The sequence below is a fragment of the Burkholderia sp. BCC1972 genome (genome assembly GCF_905339605.1).
Taxonomy (GTDB): Bacteria; Pseudomonadota; Gammaproteobacteria; order Burkholderiales; family Burkholderiaceae; genus Burkholderia.
Genome location: NZ_CAJPGH010000017.1, coordinates 155,935 through 175,922 on the forward strand (window position 1 = coordinate 155,935; position 19,988 = coordinate 175,922).

A 19,988-nucleotide genomic window follows, 5' to 3' on the forward strand; every position below is an offset into this window, starting at 1 on the left:
CAGTTCGTCTGCATGCCTGTCTCCTGTCTTTCTTCTGGATATGCCGCTCGCCCGGACCGAGCGACGCGGCGACGTTGTATTGATTCTTCGATAGGTCGTGTGAGCTGGATCGCCACTCACTTCTTCATCAGCATAACTAAGCTTGATGCGAGAACCCGTTGCGAAGAACGGCGAATCCCATCCGATTCGTTTATCGACCCGGTCGCATCGGCTTTATGCGGGCCCCATCCCGTGTTCGCGCTTGATGTGTGTGGCTTCCTGCGACGCCAGATACGCGAGGAACCGCGCCGCGGCCACGCGATCGTGCGCGACGGCCAAGACCGCGGCAGCGAACACCGTCACCGCCTGTACCGCGGCGGGCAGCGTGCCGACGATTGCGACGCCCGGCACGTGCATCAGCTCGCTCATCTGCTGAAAGCCGAGCTCGACGTCGCCGGATGCGATCAACGCGCCGACCGGCACGCCCGGCGGGGCCTGCATGATACGCGGCGCGATCGCATCGGCAATACCCCAGCGGGCGAACAGGTGCGTCAGGTGCGTGCCGCTCGGCCCGGTCGAATAGCCGATCCGGCCGGCGCCCAGGATCGCATCGCGCAACGCAGCTTCGGTACCGATGTCCGGCCGCGGCGCGCCGCTCGCGACCGCGACCGCGATGCCCGAGCGCGCGACGTCCACGCGGCTGCCCGGCTCGAGGTGACCATCCGCCGCGAGCCGCTGGATCGCATCGGACGCGAGCACGACGACATCGAACGGTTCGCCGTCGCGCACCCGCCGCGCGGCGTCGACGCCGCCGACCGACGTGATCGCGACGCGCGTGCCCGTGTCGCGCTCGTAAGCGGCGGCGAGCCGCGCAAGCACCGGCCGCGTCGCCATCGACGAAATGCCCGTGAGGGCCACTGCCGCTTCCGGTGCCTGCATCATCTCGTCCGCCCGCATCAGTCGATGTAGCGCAGGCCGGCCTGCCGCAGCGGCTCGCGCATGTCGTACATGTCGAGGCCGAGCACGCCGGACGCGAGCTTCGCGCGCTTCGCCGCTTCGTTCGCTTCACGGGCCGCCGCCTTCTCGAGCACCTGCGCCGCGCGCGCGGCCGGCACCACGGCCACGCCATCGTCGTCCGCGACGATCACGTCGCCGGGGTGGACGAGCGCGCCCGCACATACGACGGGCACGTTCACCGAACCGAGCGTCGCCTTGATCGTGCCTTTCGCCGAAATCGCCTTGCTCCAGACAGGGAACTGCATCGTCTCGAGCACCGCGACGTCGCGCACGCCGGCATCGATGATCAGCGCGTGCGCGCCGCGGGCCTTGAAGCTCGTCGCGAGCAGGTCGCCGAAATAGCCGTCGGTGCAATCGGCGGTCACCGCCGCGACGACCACGTCGCCAGGCCGAATCTGTTCGGCCGCGACATGCATCATCCAGTTGTCGCCCGGATGCAGCAACACCGTGACGGCCGTGCCGGACGCATGCGCGCGCGGATAGATCGGCCGCATGTACGGCTTGAGCAAGCCCGTGCGGCCCATCGCCTCGTGCACCGTCGCCGAGCCGAGCGCGCCGAGGCGCGCGGCGACGTCCCGGTCCGCCCGATGGATCGTGCGGTACACCACGCCGAGTTCAGTCATGATCACAGCCCCTTAGCTTTCAGTTGCGCATCCAGGCGCGGATACACGCGCCGGGCATTGCCTTCGTAGATCTTGTGACGCGCCGCCGCATCGAGCGACGATGCCTCGATGTAGCGCTTCGTGTCGTCGTAGTAGTGACCGGTTTCGGGATCGATGCCGCGCACCGCGCCGATCATCTCGCTCGCGAACAGGATGTTGTCGACCGGAATCACGCCGGTCAGCAAGTCGATGCCGGGCTGGTGATAGACGCACGTATCGAAGAACACGTTGTTCAGCATGTGGTCCTGCAGAAGCGGCTTCTTCAGCTCCTGCGCGAGCCCGCGAAAGCGTCCCCAGTGATACGGCACCGCGCCGCCGCCGTGCGGGATCACGAAGCGCAGCGTCGGGAAATCGCGGAACAGGTCGGAGGTCAGGCACTGCATGAAGGCCGTGGTGTCGGCGTTCAGGTAGTGCGCGCCCGTCGTGTGGAAGCACGCGTTGCAGCTCGTGCTCACGTGGAGCATCGCGGGAATGTCGTACTCGACCATCTTCTCGTAGATCGGGTACCAGTAGCGGTCCGACAGTGGCGGGCTCGTCCAGTGGCCGCCCGAAGGGTCGGGATTCAGGTTGATCGCGACGCAGCCGTATTCCTCGACGCAGCGCACGAGCTCCGGAATGCAGGAAGTGACATCGACGCCCGGGCTCTGCGGCAGCATCGCGGCCGGCACGAAATGATCGGGAAAGAGGCGCTGCACGCGATGGCACAGCGCGTTGCACACGGCCGCCCACGTGCTCGATACCGAGAAATCGCCGATGTGATGCGCCATGAAGCTCGCACGCGGGCTGAAGATCGTCAGGTCGAGGCCGCGTTCGCGCATCAGCCGCAGCTGGTTGTGCTCGATCGATTCGCGCAGTTCGTCGTCGCCGATGTCCAGCTCGGCCACCTTCGGCTGTTCGGACGGGCTGCCGATCGCCGCGACCTGGCGATTGCGCCACGCTTCCAGCGCCTTCGGCGCGGTGGTGTAGTGGCCGTGAATGTCGATGATCATTGATGCTCCTGCGTTTGATGATGTGTCCGGCACCCTGCCGACGACCGCGCCGGACGGCGAGGTGCGACGTGCGTCAGTGCGCCGGGTTTTCGAGTTCCCGCGGTTCGGGCGCGGCCGCCCGCTGCGTCGTCATGATCGCGATCGCGGCCAGCGTCGCAGGCACCGCGAGCATCGACAGGATCGCGTCGAACTTCCAGCCGACGCCGAGCAGCGCGCCGCCGATCGCCGAGCCGAAGATGCTGCCGAAGCGGCCCATCCCGAGCATCCAGCTCACGCCGGTTGCGCGTGCAACGGTCGGATAGCGTCCCGGCGCGTACGCGTTCAGCCCCGTCTGCGCGCCGCTCATGCAGAAGCCGGCCGCGAACACCAGCAACGCGAGCGACGACGACAGCGCACCGGCCCAGGCGAGCACGGCCACGCACAGCCCGCCGCCGAGATACGCGGCGCCGATCACCGGCGCCGGCCGCACGCGGTCCATCAGCCAGCCCACGCCGATCGCGCCGATCGTGCCGCCGATCTGGAACATCGCGGTCACGTTCGCCGCCGTGCTGACGGACAGGCCCGCATCCTTGATCAGCGTCGGCAGCCAGCCGGTCAGCAGATAGATCACCAGCAGCCCCATGAAGTAGGTGATCCACAGCGACAGCGTCACGCGGCCATAGCCTTGCGAAAACAGCACGCCGATCGGCTTGCGCGTCGGCAGCGGCGGCTCGTTCGACACGAACGTCTCGTTGCCCCTGAACTGCCCGCCGCACACGCGGTTCAGCAGCGCGCCGATGCGTTGCGACGGCGCGCCGCGTACGGCCAGCAGCCGCGCCGATTCGGGCAGCAGCCACAGCTGCAGCGGGATCAGCAGAAGCGGCAGCGTGCCGCCGAACAGCAGCACCGAGCGCCAGCCGTGCAGCGGAATCAGCCAGCCGGCGACGAAACCGATCAGTGCCGAACCGAGGTTGAAGCCGGTAAACATCACCGTGATCATCAGCGCGCGCATCCGCTGCGGTGCGTACTCCGACAGCAGCGTCGTCGTGTTCGGCATCGCTGCGCCGAGACCGATACCGGTCAGCAGCCGCAGCATCGCCATCTCGAACGGCGAGTGCGCGTGCGCGGTCGCGATCGTGAACACGCCGAACAGGAACACCGACGCGATCAGCACACGCTTGCGCCCGAACCGGTCGGCGCTCGGGCCGGCCAGCAGCGCGCCGATCACGAGACCGATCGGCGCCGCGCTCATCACGAGACCGAACTCCGGCCGCGAGATCGCCCAGTCGCGAATCACCGACGGCGCGACGAACCCCATGATCGCGACGTCCATCCCGTCGGCGATCACGACGAGGCAGCACAGCACGACCAGCAGCCACTGGTAGCGCGACACCGGCCGCTCGTCGATGAACGCCTTGATGTCGATTGTCTTTTCACTTGCCATCATGACTCTCCTGTCTCCTTGGCGACGATCGACCAATCGATTCGTCATCCTATTTATATGGCTTGATGCGATACCGAGTTTCCGGTCACGAAGGCGCCGCGATCCCGCGCGCGCCTGCGTCACGCGTTACGTGTTGCGCAGCTTGCCCGCGTCATCCCAGCCCAACGGCCCGGCGCTCTTGCCGGCCACCGAGTACAGCGCCCCCGGCGCGTTGCGCGTGCGCTGGAAATCCTCCAGCGATTCGCCGCGCATCGCCGCATAGATATGCAGGTTCGATACGCCCGTCACCGCGCCGAGCTTCTCCAGCAGGAAGAAGATCACGCCGTAGCGCAGCAGGCCGAGCCAGTCGCGCCGGCCGATCAGGTCGCGCTCCTCCGTGCTGAGGCCCGCGGCGTCGAAACTCGCTGCGGGGTCGCTCAGGAACTGCGCGCGATGCGCGGGCTCGATCATCCGGTGCAGGTAGTCGTTGATCCGGTACGCGCGAACGGCCCGCTCGATCGTGAACGGATAGGTGCCCGGCAGTTGCTCGACGCCGGCGAGCTCGGCCGCCATCCGCTGCCGATGGCGTTCGGCCGCCGCCTCGTCGACGTCGGTGTCGGCCGGCTCGTAGACGGCCGTCGCGATGCCCGTCATCGACGGCAGGTAGTAGCTGCGGTGGCGGCACGCGACGCCCGCGGGCAGCGCGCCGCGCATCGTGAGCCACATCACGACCTCGGCCCCTTCGAAGCCGCCGAGCGTTGCGTATTCGGCGAGCGGCATGCCGGCCAGGCGCTCGGGGTCGCGCTCGAGCAGGTCAAGAAAGCGCGCGTCCCATTCGGGATTGTTGAAGCCCGAGCGTTCGCCGTGCACCTGGTGCGACAGCCCGCCGGTCGCGACGATCGCGACGCGCAGGTCCTCCGGATAGCTCTCGATCGCGCGTCGCAGCGCCTGACCGAGCCGGTAGAAGCGGCGCGCGGACGGTACCGGCAACTGCAGCACGCCCATCTGCAGCGGCACGAGCTGCACCGGCCAGTCGGGCCGGTGCGGGCACAGCACTGACAACGGCGAGAAGCAGCCGTGATCGAGCGGCTTGTTCTGGAAGAACGACATGTCGAACTCGTCGGCCATCAGCGACTGGCCGATATGCGCGGCGAGCGCCGGATGGCCGGCGACCGGCGGCAGGTCGCGCGCGCCGCCGCCTTCGTCCGCCGGATGCCACTGCGGCCCGACGCCGAGCGAGAACGCCGAGTAGTGGTCGAAGAAGAACGACGTCACGTGGTCGTTGTAGATGAACAGCAGCACGTCGGGACGCTTGTCGGCGAGCCACGCGGCCAGCGGCGCGAAGTTTTCGAAGATCGGCGCCCAGACCGGATCGTCGTGCTTGTTCTTGTCGAACGCGAACCCGATCGTGGGCGTGTGGGAGGCCGCGATGCCTCCGATAATCCATGCCATGCCAATGCTCCTTCGTGATGCTCTGATGCGGACCGGCCATGCCGTCCGTTGCGGATTGAATGCGTGCGCGTTCGCTCGCTACGCGCGCCCGTGCGGCTGCGGCGCAAGGCTGCGCTTGACGACAAGCGCGAGCGGAACGGCGAATACGAAATGCGACATGAACCCGCCGATGATCACGTTCGGGTCGAAATAGTTCGGATGATTGCTCGACGCGATCATGATCAGCGCGTGCATCACGATCCATGCGACGATCGCGAAGAACAGCGCGACAAACGTCGCCTCGAAGCCGCGCCGGCGGAACCACGGCCAGATCGCCGCGAACAAGATGCCCCACGACAGCGCGAACGCGAAATGGATCGCTGTGCCGATGAAGTATGCGCCGATGCCGAGCGCATCCTGTGCGGCCTTGCCGAACACGAGCCCCGTCGCGTTGCGCGGGATGCCGGCGAGCGGCATCAGGTGCTGCGCGCCGACCCACACGAGCGCCTCGTAGACCCAGATCAGCACCGCGCCCGCGAACCCGCCGCGAATACCGGCGCGCACCGTGTCGGAAAGCGGTGTGCCGCCCGCCGATGCGTCCGTCGATTCGCCCGCTCCGATGATGTGCTGTCGTCCCATTACGCTGCCTCGCTCGTAGTTGCAGGTGCCGCGCCGCGCGCAGCCCCTTTCGTGATCGGACGAACAATGAATCAGATGGCGGCCCGATGCGCCGGCAACCGCGTGCTCGCGGCTCCCGGGATCGAAATTACTCAGTCGCAGGCGCTGCAACACAGTCAGTGTAAACCCTTATATTTTGGCGAAACTGCATATCCGGCTAGCTTTCAACCGGCATGCGAACCGCGTCTCCGATGCCCCGGAAGCCCGCCGGATATGGCGCTCGCGCGTCGGCGTCCGCCAGCGCGCGAGCCGCAACCGGTCGCCCGGCGATTCGCAGCCGATAAATAAAATAGATGGACCGATAAGCACGACGCAAGCTGCGCGGCCACCGTTCCGGTAAAGTCGTTCAACCCGCTTCGCCGCCGGCGCAGGCCGCACGGATGCACGCACGTCGTATGCTCGGCCGCCGCGACGCACACCGCCCGAACACCCATGGACAACACCGACCTTCCGAACCTCGCCTGCCTGTACGCGGTGCAGCGCGTTGCCGAAACGGGCAGCGTGAGCCGCGCCGCCGCGACGCTGTTTCGCGCGCAGTCGGCCGTCACGCGCGCGGTGCAGGAACTCGAAACGGCCGTCGGCGAAGCGTTGTTCGATCGCAAGCCGTCCGGCATGCTCGCAACGCCGGTCGGTCGTGCGGTGCTCAAGCGCGGCGAGCGCGTGATCGCCGAACTCGGCGCGCTCGCGAACTGGTGTGCGCTGCGCCAGTCGCGCCGCCGCGCATCGGCCGACGGCGGCCTGCCCGCGTACCTGCTCAACACGCGACGGCTCCAGCTGTTCTCGACGCTCGCGCGGCACCGGCACATGCCGAGCGCCGCGCGTGCGCTCGGCGTCACGCAGCCGGCCGTCAGCAGCGCGATCCGGATTCTCGAGAGCGGCGCGGGTTTAGCGCTGTTCCATCGGCATCCGCGCGGCCTGCTGCTGACGGCCGACGGCGAGACGTTCCTGCTGCACGTGCGGCGCGCGCTGAACGAACTGCGGCACGTCGCCGACGACGTCGCCGCGCTGCACGGCAGCATCCAGGGCGTCGTGACCGTCGGCGCGCTGCCGCTCGGCCGCACGCTAATGCTGCCCGAAGCGGTCGCGCGCGTCCTCACGCGATTTCCGAAGGTGCGTGTGATCACCGATGAAAGCGCATACGAGGCGCTCGTTGCCGGCGTGCGCGCGGGCGACATCGACTTCATCCTCGGCGCGCTGCGCGCGAGCGATCCGGCGAGCGACCTCGAGAACGAACGGCTGATGTCAGAGAACCTCGTCGTGCTCGCACGGCGCGATCACCCGCTCGCCGACGTGCGCAACCTCGGGCTCGCAAGCCTCGCCGGCGCGCAATGGATCCTGCCGCGCAGCCACTCGCCCGCGCGCGGGCTGTTCGAATCGCTGTTCCGGCGCATGAAACTCAAGCCGCCGCTGCCGACGGTCGAGAGCGCCGACCTCGCGGTAATACGCGGGCTGCTGCTGCACACCGACATGCTCGCGGTGCTGTCCGCGCAGCAACTGCATTACGAATGCGAAGCGGGGCTGCTGGCCGTGCTCGACGTGCCGATGCGCGAAACGACCCGCGATGTCGGCCTGATGACGCGCGCCGGCAGTCCGCCGTCGCCGGCGGCACGCGCGTTGATCGATGCGATCCGAGTGGTCGCGACCGAAGTCGCGCGCACGCCGCACGCTACGGCCGCTACGCGATAACGAAAGCGCATGGCTACCGCGCCGGATTCGCATCGCGCCCGTCGTATGCGTTGCCGCACAATCCGGTCGATATACCGCGCGGTTGCTGGCCGAAGCGCGACGCTGCCATCACGCGTCGCGATACCGGCCGGCCAGCCCGCGCATCACCTTCATCAGGAGCGACACGCATGATCGACCCGGCGATTGCGTTCATCGGTTTCGGCGAAGCCGGTAGCCTGCTCGGTGGCGCGCTCGCCGCGCGCAACGTCCGCGTGACGATGTACGACCGGCAACTCGACGACGCACGGACGGCAAGCGCGATGCGCGCCAAGGCTGCGCGCGTGCATGTCGAAGCCGCGTTGACGGTCGCCGCCGCGATCCGCGACGCGCACTGGATCGTGTCGGCCGTGACGGCATCGTCCGACGCGGAAGTCGCCGCGGCGGTCGCCGCGCAGATCCGGGCGGACCAGACCTTCATCGACATCAACTCGGTATCGCCGGCGCTGAAGCAGCACGGCCAGCAGCTGATCGAAGCCGCCGGCGGCCGTTACGTCGAAGCGGCGGTGATGGCGCCCGTGCCGCCGCACGGCCTCGCGGTGCCGGTGCTGCTGGCCGGTCCGTCGGCCGATGCGGTCGCGCGCGAGCTGAATGCGCTCGGCTTCGCTGCGCAGGCCGTGTCGCCGCGCGTCGGCGCCGCGTCGGCCGCGAAGATGTGCCGCAGCGTGATGATCAAGGGGATCGAGGCGCTCACCGTCGAATGCCTGAGCGCGGCCCGCGCGTATGGCGCCGACGCGCTGGTGCTCGCGTCGCTGCGGCAGACCTTCGACACGTTCGCGACGCGACCCGACCTGCCCGGCTATCTGATCAGCCGCGTCGCCGAGCACGGCCGCCGGCGCGCGGCGGAGATGCGGGAGGTGTGCGATACGCTGCGCGAAGGCGGCGTCGAGCCGGAGATGAGCGATGCGTGTGCACGCGTGCAGGATCGGTTCGTCGACAGGATGGCCGCGCGCGGGCTCCACTACGAAGCGCTGCTGCCGTTCGATTGGCCCCGGCTGCTTGACATGCTGAGCAACCGGCGGCGATAAAATTCGAGCGCGCGGACGACTATCGAGCCGGAAGACAAAGGAGAGTTCGCGATCGTCAAAGTCGATGTTGAAATTTGTAGATTCTGCTAATGGTGTCCGTTCGAGCGCTAATCGTGTCCGTTTATTCTGCTAACGTAGCCGCCGATACGCGCGCCGCGTGCCCGGGTTGCGGATCGTCGACGTGAAGAACTCGAGAAAGCGCATGCCGGCGCGCTCGCCGGCCGACACGACCAGCGCCGGCACCGTGATTTCGCTGGGACGGGCGAGGGCCGCGCTAACCACCGATCACCCCCTTGATCTTGCCTTCGAGGTACGTCTTCGCGGCAAACATCAGCAACTCGACCGTGAAGCCGCCAGCAGCCGTCGCGGCGCGCGTGGTCCGGTCCCACACGTCGGGGCTGCGTATAGCATCGAGGAAGTCATGGCCGGCCCAGCTCAGTCGAGAAAAGGCGATTCCTGGACCTGCGCCTTCGCCATAGCCCCCTGTGTCAATCAGTCCCGCCTGTTCCAGCAGCTGCAGATGGTAGTCAATCTGACGCTCGTCATAACCGTCGACCGGTACCAGATCCGAATAGATATAAGCGACGTCCCTCGGCTGCAGCGGCAATGCCTCGAGCTTGAGCAGCAGCTCGCGGATCAGGTCCATGTCGCGTTTCATGCTTAACCCCCGCCGCGTTTGATGAGTTCATCGCGATACCTGGCCTTGAGTTGCTTGACGACCGGATCCACCAGCGGATTACCCCGGTACGGGGCGGCCTTCCGGTCGATCGCCGCTTCCATCTGCCGAATCGCGGCCTGCATGCTGGCGGGGTCGCCCGGCACGACGTGGACGGTCGCTATCTCACCATCGAGAGACTGGAAGGCCCGGGAGGCCTCGTTGAGCTGCTTGGTCAGTTGGTCCAGCCCCTTCAACATGGTCACCTCCATATATAAGATAAAGGACATTTTCGAATATAGATCGACCCGCAACGGCCCCTGCCGACGTAGAGCAAAATAGAGATGTCATCGAGTTCAGCGTCTCGAAGTACCGTGTCAGCTCCCTCACGCTGTGGTCGCAGCGACAACTTTCAGGTCACGCGTTGTGCGAAACCCAAGTTTGAGCGGACACTCGCACCGTGGTGATAAGGTTCCTTACCGTGCAAGCGAATTCATCCGGACGACAGGATCGGCACGTAACAGCGAATGGCGGTTCTGAGGCGACGCGAACAACTCTGAACGACCCACCTAAGACATTCGCTTTACCGATTCGAACGCCCAAAGCAGTCAAGCGATCACACTGCGCGGACTCTGAAGCTAAGGCGCCTGCACTTCATGTTGGGTGGTGCCCTCTGCCTCGGGAACTGAAGTGGCGGGGAAGATTTGCCCATCGTCGCGTTTTCAACTTGGAGATAGGCATGTAGTCGCCGACCAGTTCATCTTGTTGCCGGGCCGCTTTATGCGGTCGGCACATAGAGCTATGCCCAGCCGGTCAGACCCGAGGCACGCTCTGTACCAGCGCCCTGGCCAACGTCCGCAAATGTGCCACCAATGTTCGCACATCAACGTCGGTGATCGCGACCTTTCGGCCAAGCAGAGACCGGGAGCTGCCAGTCTTGCTGATGTACTCAGCATCGATGATGCCTAGCTTGTGCGCCAGCAGGTGCCGCTTCTGGAACTGCATGGTTACAAAATTCCAGGCAGTCGCGTCGAGCAAGGCGGCCAGGTCGAAGCCGGTTTCGCGGAGCAGCTTGTCCTTGGCAGCGTCGATGCTTTGAAACGAGATCTTGAAGGGCTGCGCAGCGCAATGTTCGCGGCCGAAACCATCGAAGCAGGAGATTGCGTCTTCCAAAGCGTTGTCGATCAGTTTTGTCGCGAGATCCGCCGGGGCGACCTGCGCGAGGTCGAGCGCCTTTAGCACCAAATCAAAGTTCGCATTGGCGATTTGCAGGGAGTTATGGACCCCGCAGTCGGGACAGAAGCCGAATGCGCCATAGATCGTGTACTCCATTGTGCAGGCGCAGCAGGTCACCCGTTCTTCCAACTCTTCTTCCCGGTAATACGCAATCGGCGTGGGGCTGCCCTTGATCGAGATGCCAATCGACACGATGGCGCGCGGATCGGGACGGCGCTCAAGTTTCTTTAGCTCCGTCAGGAGTTGCCCGGACAGCTGATTCATGGCCACCGACTGCGCGTATTCGATCTGCTGCGTAGTCCAGAATTCCTTCTGCGGACCGGTGTGATTGCAGTACGGGCAATGGCAGTCAGGGTCGCCCGGCAGGCCAGTGCCGAACTTGATTTTGAAGTACTTCTCGCACGCTGGACACTCGCGTCCAGTGTAACCGTCAGCGTCGGGGGCGATCTTCACAGAGATTTCCATGTCGGCATCTCGGATGTGGGCTTAGATAAAAACCAGTTCGTCGGCCTTGGTTTCAAAGTGGCCGGCGATTTCGAGCTAAGGTCGCCATCGCAGTCGTCCCAAGCCCGTTGTTCAATCAGGAAACGCTCGAAAGCACAAGTGTCCACCTGTTCACCGGGGGCAGTTGCGCCGCTGTTGTCGCAAGAGCTGGGACGCCGCCATTGCTACCTCGGATGCCGCCATTAGAGACCTTTCGTTGCGTTGTCGATTCGGCGGTCGATGATCGCCGGGGGACGGTGGCGTCACGCTTGAGCTGCAGATGCCGGTGGTGTCCGTGCCCGAGCAAGTGTTCGAAGAACGGAGGCAAAACGCCACACATGCACATGCGTTACCGCATCTGCACGCGATATCCATCGAGTCTTTCCGCTTCGAAGTGCCCGCCAAACCTCCAAACATCCGGCTTTTCAAGCACCGTGCGATGGACGGGAAATCACATCACGTCCGCAATGGCTGAACGCTTGAAAGAACCACTGCGCGTCAGGTAGCCTCTTCAGGCCCCTTGGGCAACACAGAGTGTGGCGGCATTTCATCCCAACGGCCGACCATCGGTACATGGCAACTCCCGCTCCTCTCTACGCCCAAGCGGTCAACGTGTTTGCTGGATTTCGTGACTTCCTGGGCATGGCTCACCTCGGAACGACAGCGCAAGAAGGACAAAACAGCAATCCCACGGCCGCTGTCCCGGCCGGTGACGGTCGATAACGCCTACACGTCGATAACGCGTACGTTTGGGCGCATCGATGCCGCCTTCGCCGATAATATTCATCTGAAAACGGGTGTCAACCCCGATCTTGTGAGAAAATGGCGAAAATCGGGGATGGCACCCGATCTGTACCTTTGACGACTCTCCTGAAATGCACCTGATCACAACGCGCGACGCGACACGGCTAACCGGTCTCTCGACGGAACAGCTCCGCGAGTGGACGAGCCGCCGCGCGTTAATTCTTCCCGACGTGAAACCGAAAGGACACGGTTCTCCGGCACGCTTTTCGTGGCAAACGATACTGCTATTGCGGGTCGCGGTCGTGCTAAGGGATCGCTTCAAGCTCGAACTTCATGCCCATCGGGACGTATTTTCCGCGCTCGCAGTGAGCTTGTCGCGCATGTCGTTCCTGTCGCTTTGGGGAAAATCGTTGGTTCTTTATGGAGACAATCAGTGGGCCATTGTCGATCCGCGCGAGGAAGACTCGATTGTTGAAGATTGCATCATGCTGCGCATGGATCCCCACCTGCAGCAGTTATCAGACTGTTTTTCTCTTCCCAAACCTGCAGCATCTGGACAGTTCCAACTGTTTCCAGCCGTGGGCGTGATGGCAGACGCTACAGTAAATGGCACAACTGGACGGCGCAGGCATGGGTAGCATCGCATTCACGAAGGCGCTCATTGAGACGGGCTACATCCTGCCGGATGGCACACCGGCGCCGGGACTCGCGCGTGCCGGCGCGAATGTCGACTCTCGGGTTCGAGCCCTTCTTTCGACGAGCCGTGCGGGACTGAAAGCCGACGCAGTGTTTTGTGCGCAGCGTGTCCCGACTGCTGTGTTCAAGGATGCCGGCGATACTGTTCCGTCGGAAGAGCAAATCGCCCGTTGGCACGAAGCGGCATGGAACGTCGGCGTGGCGCCGTTGCTTTGGATTATCACGCCCACGGACGTGCGTTTGTACGATTGCTATGCTTCACCGGTTAAGGAAAACTCGCAGCAGATTGCGACCGAACCGTTGGAGGTTTTTTCCCTGCAGGCAGAAGGCCGCCTACGGTCCTTGGATGCCATGTGTGGCCGCTTCGCGACTGAAACAGGCGCGTTCTGGTCCAGTGCCATCGGTCGACGGATTGATCGTCGTAATCGGGTTGATCGCCAGCTATTGGAAGAGATCAATGCGCTAGAGGACCAGCTAACGGTGCTGATGCCTGCCAGTGGCCAGCCGCACCTCGACGCCAAGGAGGAAATGCAGGCGTCCCGTGAATTCGCTCAGCGCCTAATTGGTCGCTGCATCTTCACGTCCTACCTCGTCGATCGAGGCATCGCGCAGCCATTTCTGCCCCCGGCGCTCCCTCCCGACGTGGCAAAGATGTTTGAGACCATCGATTCGGCGTTCACGCTGTTTCGATGGTTGCGCAACACCTTCAACGGCGACCTGTTTCCGATGGACGATCCCGGCGCTGAGCACCAGCGGCTCAGCGATCGGCATCTGGCGCTGCTACGCGACTTTATTGAAGGGCGCAGCCTGCTATCGGGCCAGGGAAGACTGTTCCGTTTCCGGTTCGATGCCATTCCCATTGACCTCATCAGTTCGATTTATCAGCAGTTTGCGCGCCTGAGCGCCGCGGACGAAGCACACAGCCACGGGCTGCACTATACACCCGTCGAACTGGTTCATCTGACGCTTGATCCAGTGTTCGAGGCACTGCCCGAGAACGCACGCGTGATTGATCCGACATGCGGCTCGGGCGCCTTTCTAGTCGAGGCGTTTCGGCGCTTGGTCTGGAAACGGGCCCGAGGCAAGACCGCGACCCGGGCAGTAGTACGGGACGTGCTCTATCAACAACTCTATGGTATCGACATCAACAGATCGGCTTTGGGAATCGCGGCTTTCAGTCTGTATCTCGCTGCCTTGGAGCTTGATGAGGAGCAGGTACAGGACATTCAGGACTTAAAGTTCCATCGCCTGATCGGCGTCACACTCTTTGAGGCCGATACGGTGCATGACGATCTGCCACAGCCGATCAAACAGCGGTCATTCGATGCAGTCGTGGGCAATCCCCCGTGGACTTTCGTGAGGAAAGGTCCCACAGTACGCAAGCTCAAAATCGGCGACGCTAAAGGGATTGGCCCACGGCGCAGTCCTGACCAGGAATTCTTGTGGGTCGCTGCACGTCTGGCGGGTGATCACGGCCGCGTCGGTATGATCATGAAGGCTTCACCGCTCTTCTCGAAGGATGATCAGGCCATCCAATCACGAGAGGCGCTTTTGCGCGCCTTCCACCCTGCCGCACTTGTCAATCTCTCAGCGTTGCGAAAAGAGGGACTCTTTCCGGACGCAACCGGACCCGCATTGCTCTTCTTCGGCCGTTGTGCATTGGTAGATCAGGACGAGCGTATCCTGATCGGCTCAATTCCGTGGACGCCAGACTTTAAGCGTAACGGCGTTTTCCATATCGGTCCAGGAGAGCTAAAGAGCGTGCCGCTGGAGCGGGTATTGCGCGCGCCCGCGATGCTCAAGGCCGCCGCCTTTGGAACCGCGCGAGATGGTTGGCTGGTAGAAAAGCTGGAGCGCGGGTTCCCAACGCTCGAGCAGCTGTTAGATGACCATGGACTAACGGCACGCGGGCAGGGAATAAAGCTCAAGGGGGATGGCGTCGAGCACCCTCCCGAGCACTACTATCGGCTCGATCTTTTGACGACGTCTGCCTACTCGGCATTTCGTTTGATGCCAGGTGCGCTCGAAAGATTTACACACGAATGGCTGCATCGCTCAAGGCAGCAGCGCGCGGAGATCTTCAAGGGGCCGTTGTTGCTTTGCCCGAAAGGCAGTCAGGCGCATGCAATTGAGTTGGGCCGATATAGCGCAACCGTGACCGAGCGAGACATATTATTCAACGAAAGTTTCTTTGGCATCTCGTTTGCGGGCAAGGACCTCGCGGCAGCACGAGTTCTTTCTGCAATTCTCAACAGCAGCCTTACTGCGTTCCAACTTGCTTTCGCTGGAGGTGCCTGGGGACTGGAGCGGCCTACTGTTGAACCTAACGATTTGCTTAGCATTCGTGTGCCGGATCTGAGCAAGGTCGATCCGGTATTGTTGCAATCTGTTTTGTCCGCCGAGGCTGAGCTCGCTAGCACCCCTAAAGATGCAAAGTTGATCGCGGCACTGGACCATGCTGTGTGTGAATTATATGGCCTTGAGCGAGACGAGGCAGTTCTCGCACGCGATGGCGTGGAGCGTGCCCGCGCAATGTTGTTCGAGGGCTACGCGCACCGAATGGCGCTTGTTGCCCGTCCCTCGCTCGACGATTTGACCGCGTATGCGGGTGAAGTGATTCGCACTGTCAACGCCTACTTGCGAGCTCGAGGCAAGCGGCATCTCGAAGCAGTCATTTACCCTCGCCACGTTGCAGCCGGAAGCGCTGTTGATGGAACGCCGGGCGTGGAGGCAGTTAGATTTGCCATGGTGGCTGGCGCGCCAACGAGCGCCCCATGCATTCACCATGGGAGCGATGAGGAAATTGCACGACTTGCGTCGATTCTTCGCGGGCAAGCCAATTCGGCGGTTCCTCCCTATCTCAACGAGCGCAGGGTCCTTCGGATCTACGACGAGAATGCACTTTTCATTTTAAAGCCTTCGGAAGTGCGCTACTGGACACGGACAGCAGGTCTCAACGATGGAGATGCTGTCTTGGCAGACCACTGGATCAAGGGGCTACATGCGACTGGCACCTGACTTGCCCATAGGGCGGCCTTCCTTTGACCTGTCCGAAGATCAAATCGCCACGGTGGTTGACCTTCTGTGCAGTGGCGTTGCCGCGGCTCGTCCGTTGCTGCGGCCTGGGATGCTAGAAGTTCCGATCACAATCCATGTGAAGAAGGCAATGCGGCGGCTCAAGAAGGAACTGGGTCTATCCAACCTGGAGATCGTGGGCGAGTTCGAAGTGCTGGATTTGAGCAATGATGCGCCCGAAGTCCTCGGTCGGATCGATATCATTCTTCGCTTTCTGCATCAGTTCGGAGACGAGGAAGCTTATCTTGCAGTGGAGTGCAAACGAGTCGGCCATGGTGACTCCGGGTTGAATCAGCGCTACGTGACGCAGGGGGTCAATCGCTTCGTCACGGGGCAGTATGCGACCGGACACCATTGGGGCATGATGCTCGGCTACGTCCTTAGATTACCAACTGCAGCATTGGTGAACGGCATTGATGCACGCATTCGGGAGACATATGGTGAAGTTGCAAAGTTGTCCGACCTGGAGGCACACACCGAAGCTCTTTCGATACATCAAGGGGACCTAGCTCAAGGATCTGCGGGACACGTTATCCGCTTGATACATATTTTCGTGGACACAACATTGGCAGCTGACGTAACGCCCTCGATCCCGAAGTAAGCATCGGATCGCCGCCATTACGGGTATTCACGCCATCGCCGGCAGCGCACCATCTGTCTCAAATAATTCCGCCCAATCTCAACCGTACGCAATGCGTAGGACGGCGCTGGCCACTGGTCCACTTGACCAAGCAGTCAGACGAACTACAGAAACACATTGCCGAATTTATGAGCACCGACAACCCCAACCCTTTGTAAACTGCACAAACAGAAGCGTTAGGACGACATGCGGGCTGCCACCGAGCCGCTTAGTACTTTCTGTCGCGCTTCTGCGACATCAGCGCCGCAGCCGATTCCATTGATCGATCAGGCCGTAGTCGGCCAGACCCACAACCAAAGCACGAAACCAACTGATGTTCTATTCGCGAAAACTAAACCGAGATACCGGCCTCGTCGAGGTATGGGAATGCGAATGGTCGAATCCCGGTACGGGTATGGCCAAGAAGGAGTTCCTTCGCAAGCGAGGCAACGAGGACGATCTTGAACTCGAAGTCGACCATAGACACTTCTCAGCAGCTTCGGCAATTTGCTGGGCGCCCGGTCGGACTATCGGCAACATTGCGGTAAGTTCCGAAGAGGTATTCGGCCTTTTTGAAGGCAAGTCAGGAAACGATGCCCTTCTCCCGTGCCACATCATCCCCTGCGGAAAATTTCGCAACGGGGCGAAGCGTTGGTACTGCAAGACCCATCAGATGCACTGGGGAACATTGGCAGACTTGGAAGCCGTGCCCCCATCAGGCGAGGTTCGTTGTAGCAACCATGCGATGCCGATGAGCTATGTAGTGGATCCTCTTGTTGTCGAATTCAACGACTTCGAAGAGATTGGGATCTGGTGCTCTCTTCCACCCGCCCTGTCAAGTCGCCCAATCGAAAAGCGGCCGCCGAAAATACATGTTCACAAGCGTTTCGCAGGCGCAGACAGGAAACAGCTTGATCGGGATTTTGATGCTATCGTGTGTTCGTACAATCAGGACACTGGACTCTTTGATAGCACCGAAATCACGCACATTCAGGTGACGCCTCCCGCAGCGTTCGAATTCGTCAGGTCCCTCGAGGCGGGTTACGAAACAGACTGCGTCTCATGCAAGCGCTGCGGCTATCCGCACCTCGACTTGGGAAGCTTTGCGCGCCATCCCCACTCGAAACACTTTTGTGGAAATTGCGGCAACGATAGCGTGATCAGCCCTGAAAAAATTGTGTCAACGCCGCTCAAACCACTTCACGATCAGTTCCACCGCGCAAATGAATACGTGGTCCCGGACCGCTCGATCGACCTCGATGAATACCCCGAACATCATTTCGAAATTTGGTCGTCGACACCGGCAGTCCTCTGGACCGCCGACCGCCCACAAGAGCGAGGTATCCACGTCCATATCTATGAGGGCAACGGTCCTCGTCGAATTGTCGACGAAACCTTCGGCCAAGTGCTTTATCGAGGCAAAAGGCTCGACCGAAAGATTTTGTGGCAGAACATGACAGACAACACTCTCTATTGAACGACGATTTGAAGGTGAGGTGGCCCATTCACGTGGGCCGCCTCAAACTACGCGCCGTTCGGAGTTAAAGCGACAAACCGTAGTAGGCCGCACAGGAGTTAGCCGCGGCTTATCCAGCGGCGCATCCTGCGCGCTGGTATCCAACACAGCCGCGTGCCAGTCGCATTCCCCACGATCCCGCTCAAATACTGCACGTGTTCTGGATCATGGTTGCGAGCAGACGATTACGATCGAGCTCGACCCCCTTGTAGATGACAGTGCCAAACGTATCATCGATCACGCGCTGCCCGCCCTCAACAAGGTGAACGTGTATCCCGCGCTCCTGAGGCCGAGCTGCTGTCCATACGATTGCGGGTGTAGACGCCCATAACGCGAACTCTGCTTGCGGATGGTCTCGATCGATGTTGAGCACGCGGTCCACGTCGACGTATTGCCACCCACCGCAAAAGTGATCGTGCAGTGGCTTAAGCGGGTTCGATATGCGGGGCTCGCGAGTCCAGGTGTTATCGCGGCCACAGTTTCCGCAAAGGTGCTTTCGATGAGGGGTGTTCGAGAAACCACCAAGGTCAAGATGGGGCGCCCCGCAATCCCGGCAGTTGAAGCACGAGACCGCCTTACCAGATTCAAGCGAAAGCACGAATTCCTTCGCGGCCGGCGGTGTAACGTGCACTCGATCAATTAATGTGCTCCCAAAAAGTCCGGGAACTGGATTGAAGGACAACGTCAAGGCGTCGAAGTCTTGGTCGATCACTTTCGGTCCATTGGCCTGGGTACGAACATGGACATGGATCTTGGGATAGCGACGCTGCAGAATTCCCTGGCTGGTCATGGCGGCAGGCATGGAGCACCAGACACCCACCTCCGCATTTTGATCTAGCGCGATGGACGTAGGATTGACCAAGTACCACATAAGCTCGGACTGCTGCGCGCAACGCATAACACCATACCGCGCGGAGTCAGCAACATCAGCGCGCACCCCCCAGTGCTTTTGGTGGGTACGACACCAGTATCGAGGCCGTCCATTTCGAAACTTTCCAGCCGTGACAATTTCGCAACCGACTACGACGTTACGTCCAGCAGCACTCGGAAATGCGGCGATTGTATTCGGGTTCGCCGTCGCAATATCGCCGAGCGTCCGGCCGTATGACCAAGTGACCGCCGCACCTGATACATATGTCGGGGCAGCAGGAGGCGGCGGCTGTTCAACGCCAATTCGAATTCGATTGACTTTAACCGGTGGTTTAACAGTGAGATCCCACTGGTATGCCCACAGCTCCGTTTGGCCTGATGGACCAGACACCCTCTCGTATTCCATTTTCCCCTCGCGAGATTATTTTAATCCTTCTGCTGCGCCCTTCAATTCGATCCACGATGATGTTACCAGCACTTCCAACACCAGTGGCTTAATCCAGCCACTCGTCACTAGGAATCATGATTCTGTAGGCAGTATGGGGCCGGGCGATACTTAGCCCTACTCGCTCAACCCTTTCGAAGATCTGCCGATAACTAGCCGATGCAATCCTGGCCGTCGCATCGCTCCTTTTCAGCCGATGATCTCGCCGAGCGCGAGTCCGGCGTCGCGGAGCGGCACAAAATTTGAACCGCTGCCGGACGGCGCTTTGCAGGTCCCTAGCTCACCAAGACCGTGACCGCGTGAAACTAAGCTGTCGCGACGGACATCGAGGGTACGGGAACGCGGGTGCCCATAAACTGCAAGCCTTCGAAGGTAGCCCGGACGGCCAGCGCATTCTTATATCCGTAGAATTCGCCCTCACCATCCCCTAATGGCACCTGCGACAAACCGTTGACGACCAACGTGTGGTTGCCAAAGCTCAAGCACGATGGCGCATATGGTTCGGCCCTATCCGATACATAGAGGACTACAGGACGACTGTCGCGCAATTCAGGCTTCGCGTAGCGATCGGAGTAAAGCGAGTGCAACGCGCCCGCAAGCACGACACTGGCAGGATCATCGCGCGAGAACAGCGCGACGTATGTCCTCTCTCATCCACATCTGTAAGCGCCGTTCGATGCCGGCAATCTGCTTATCCAGCTCCGCCAGCCCGTTCCACTGCTCGCGCAGCGTGTCGATCAA

18 protein-coding genes are annotated in these 19,988 nt (G+C 62.1%); 7 read left to right on the forward strand and 11 right to left on the reverse strand.

Annotation, left to right across the window (positions count from 1 at the left end):
- Nucleotides 1-213: 213 nt before the first annotated feature.
- The 6 genes from U5798_RS23655 to U5798_RS23680 form a co-directional block, all read right to left on the reverse strand.
- Complete coding sequence (locus U5798_RS23655) at nucleotides 214-921, reverse strand: substrate-binding domain-containing protein (RefSeq protein ID WP_322083371.1); 708 nt, start codon at nucleotides 919-921, stop codon at nucleotides 214-216.
- Nucleotides 922-935: 14 nt separating this feature from the next.
- Complete coding sequence (gene ligK / locus U5798_RS23660) at nucleotides 936-1,619, reverse strand: 4-carboxy-4-hydroxy-2-oxoadipate aldolase/oxaloacetate decarboxylase (RefSeq protein ID WP_322083372.1); 684 nt, start codon at nucleotides 1,617-1,619, stop codon at nucleotides 936-938.
- A 2-nt stretch (nucleotides 1,620-1,621) separates the two neighbouring features.
- The gene (locus U5798_RS23665) at nucleotides 1,622-2,647 is read right to left on the reverse strand and encodes an amidohydrolase family protein (RefSeq protein ID WP_322083373.1); all 1,026 of its coding nucleotides are present in this window, start codon (nucleotides 2,645-2,647) and stop codon (nucleotides 1,622-1,624) included.
- Nucleotides 2,648-2,720: 73 nt separating this feature from the next.
- Nucleotides 2,721-4,070 (reverse strand): aromatic acid/H+ symport family MFS transporter, encoded by a 1,350-nt coding sequence (locus U5798_RS23670; RefSeq protein WP_322083397.1) that lies wholly within the window; start codon nucleotides 4,068-4,070, stop codon nucleotides 2,721-2,723.
- Between the two features lie 126 nt (nucleotides 4,071-4,196).
- Nucleotides 4,197-5,501 (reverse strand): gallate dioxygenase, encoded by a 1,305-nt coding sequence (locus U5798_RS23675; protein WP_322083374.1) that lies wholly within the window; start codon nucleotides 5,499-5,501, stop codon nucleotides 4,197-4,199.
- A gap of 78 nt (nucleotides 5,502-5,579) precedes the next feature.
- The gene (locus U5798_RS23680; protein WP_322083375.1) at nucleotides 5,580-6,119 is read right to left on the reverse strand and encodes a hypothetical protein; all 540 of its coding nucleotides are present in this window, start codon (nucleotides 6,117-6,119) and stop codon (nucleotides 5,580-5,582) included.
- Between the two features lie 471 nt (nucleotides 6,120-6,590).
- Here U5798_RS23680 and U5798_RS23685 point away from each other — a divergent pair, with 471 nt between their 5' ends.
- A complete protein-coding gene (locus tag U5798_RS23685; RefSeq protein WP_322083376.1) occupies nucleotides 6,591-7,844 on the forward strand; it encodes a LysR family transcriptional regulator in 1,254 nt (417 codons plus the stop codon).
- A gap of 167 nt (nucleotides 7,845-8,011) precedes the next feature.
- The gene (locus U5798_RS23690) at nucleotides 8,012-8,908 is read left to right on the forward strand and encodes an NAD(P)-dependent oxidoreductase (RefSeq protein WP_322083377.1); all 897 of its coding nucleotides are present in this window, start codon (nucleotides 8,012-8,014) and stop codon (nucleotides 8,906-8,908) included.
- Nucleotides 8,909-9,037: 129 nt separating this feature from the next.
- Here the strand turns inward: U5798_RS23690 and U5798_RS23695 are convergent, their stop codons facing one another.
- From U5798_RS23695 to U5798_RS23710, 4 genes are all read right to left on the reverse strand, one after another.
- Nucleotides 9,038-9,190 (reverse strand): hypothetical protein, encoded by a 153-nt coding sequence (locus U5798_RS23695; protein ID WP_322083378.1) that lies wholly within the window; start codon nucleotides 9,188-9,190, stop codon nucleotides 9,038-9,040.
- Nucleotides 9,183-9,554 (reverse strand): DUF2513 domain-containing protein, encoded by a 372-nt coding sequence (locus U5798_RS23700; protein ID WP_322083379.1) that lies wholly within the window; start codon nucleotides 9,552-9,554, stop codon nucleotides 9,183-9,185. Before U5798_RS23700 ends, U5798_RS23695 begins: the two co-directional genes overlap by 8 nt.
- Before the next feature lie 14 nt (nucleotides 9,555-9,568).
- Nucleotides 9,569-9,823: a hypothetical protein gene (locus U5798_RS23705; protein WP_322083380.1), complete on the reverse strand. Its 255-nt coding sequence runs from the start codon at nucleotides 9,821-9,823 to the stop codon at nucleotides 9,569-9,571.
- 553 nt (nucleotides 9,824-10,376) lie between these two features.
- Nucleotides 10,377-11,264 carry a hypothetical protein gene (locus U5798_RS23710; protein WP_322083381.1) on the reverse strand — a complete coding sequence of 296 codons (888 nt, stop codon included), beginning with the start codon at nucleotides 11,262-11,264 and terminating at the stop codon, nucleotides 10,377-10,379.
- 634 nt (nucleotides 11,265-11,898) lie between these two features.
- Here U5798_RS23710 and U5798_RS23715 point away from each other — a divergent pair.
- From U5798_RS23715 to U5798_RS23735, 5 genes are all read left to right on the forward strand, one after another.
- A complete protein-coding gene (locus tag U5798_RS23715; RefSeq protein WP_322083382.1) occupies nucleotides 11,899-12,144 on the forward strand; it encodes a hypothetical protein in 246 nt (81 codons plus the stop codon).
- A 13-nt stretch (nucleotides 12,145-12,157) separates the two neighbouring features.
- On the forward strand, nucleotides 12,158-12,664 hold the full coding sequence (locus U5798_RS23720) for a hypothetical protein (protein WP_322083383.1): 507 nt from the start codon (nucleotides 12,158-12,160) through the stop codon (nucleotides 12,662-12,664).
- A complete protein-coding gene (locus U5798_RS23725; protein WP_322083384.1) occupies nucleotides 12,633-15,740 on the forward strand; it encodes an N-6 DNA methylase in 3,108 nt (1,035 codons plus the stop codon). Before U5798_RS23720 ends, U5798_RS23725 begins: the two co-directional genes overlap by 32 nt.
- Complete coding sequence (locus tag U5798_RS23730) at nucleotides 15,724-16,398, forward strand: hypothetical protein (protein ID WP_322083385.1); 675 nt, start codon at nucleotides 15,724-15,726, stop codon at nucleotides 16,396-16,398. Before U5798_RS23725 ends, U5798_RS23730 begins: the two co-directional genes overlap by 17 nt.
- A 352-nt stretch (nucleotides 16,399-16,750) precedes the next feature.
- Entirely contained in the window at nucleotides 16,751-17,893 is a 1,143-nt protein-coding gene (locus tag U5798_RS23735) for a hypothetical protein (RefSeq protein ID WP_322083386.1), read from the forward strand.
- A gap of 181 nt (nucleotides 17,894-18,074) precedes the next feature.
- Here the strand turns inward: U5798_RS23735 and U5798_RS23740 are convergent, their stop codons facing one another.
- A complete protein-coding gene (locus tag U5798_RS23740; RefSeq protein ID WP_322083387.1) occupies nucleotides 18,075-18,803 on the reverse strand; it encodes a hypothetical protein in 729 nt (242 codons plus the stop codon).
- Nucleotides 18,804-19,988 lie beyond the last annotated feature (1,185 nt).

Coding starts and splice junctions, on each gene's coding strand:
- U5798_RS23740 (WP_322083387.1), bottom strand. CDS start 18,803: ATGTGGTACTTGGTCAATCCTACGTCCATCGCGCTAGATCAAAATGCG.
- U5798_RS23655 (WP_322083371.1), bottom strand. CDS start 921: ATGATGCAGGCACCGGAAGCGGCAGTGGCCCTCACGGGCATTTCGTCG.
- U5798_RS23685 (WP_322083376.1), top strand. CDS start 6,591: ATGGACAACACCGACCTTCCGAACCTCGCCTGCCTGTACGCGGTGCAG.
- U5798_RS23725 (WP_322083384.1), top strand. CDS start 12,633: ATGGCACAACTGGACGGCGCAGGCATGGGTAGCATCGCATTCACGAAG.
- U5798_RS23720 (WP_322083383.1), top strand. CDS start 12,158: ATGCACCTGATCACAACGCGCGACGCGACACGGCTAACCGGTCTCTCG.
- U5798_RS23705 (WP_322083380.1), bottom strand. CDS start 9,823: ATGTTGAAGGGGCTGGACCAACTGACCAAGCAGCTCAACGAGGCCTCC.
- U5798_RS23670 (WP_322083397.1), bottom strand. CDS start 4,070: ATGGCAAGTGAAAAGACAATCGACATCAAGGCGTTCATCGACGAGCGG.
- U5798_RS23680 (WP_322083375.1), bottom strand. CDS start 6,119: ATGGGACGACAGCACATCATCGGAGCGGGCGAATCGACGGACGCATCG.
- U5798_RS23735 (WP_322083386.1), top strand. CDS start 16,751: ATGTTCTATTCGCGAAAACTAAACCGAGATACCGGCCTCGTCGAGGTA.
- U5798_RS23700 (WP_322083379.1), bottom strand. CDS start 9,554: ATGGACCTGATCCGCGAGCTGCTGCTCAAGCTCGAGGCATTGCCGCTG.
- U5798_RS23675 (WP_322083374.1), bottom strand. CDS start 5,501: ATGGCATGGATTATCGGAGGCATCGCGGCCTCCCACACGCCCACGATC.
- ligK (WP_322083372.1), bottom strand. CDS start 1,619: ATGACTGAACTCGGCGTGGTGTACCGCACGATCCATCGGGCGGACCGG.
- U5798_RS23665 (WP_322083373.1), bottom strand. CDS start 2,647: ATGATCATCGACATTCACGGCCACTACACCACCGCGCCGAAGGCGCTG.
- U5798_RS23730 (WP_322083385.1), top strand. CDS start 15,724: ATGCGACTGGCACCTGACTTGCCCATAGGGCGGCCTTCCTTTGACCTG.
- U5798_RS23710 (WP_322083381.1), bottom strand. CDS start 11,264: ATGGAAATCTCTGTGAAGATCGCCCCCGACGCTGACGGTTACACTGGA.
- U5798_RS23690 (WP_322083377.1), top strand. CDS start 8,012: ATGATCGACCCGGCGATTGCGTTCATCGGTTTCGGCGAAGCCGGTAGC.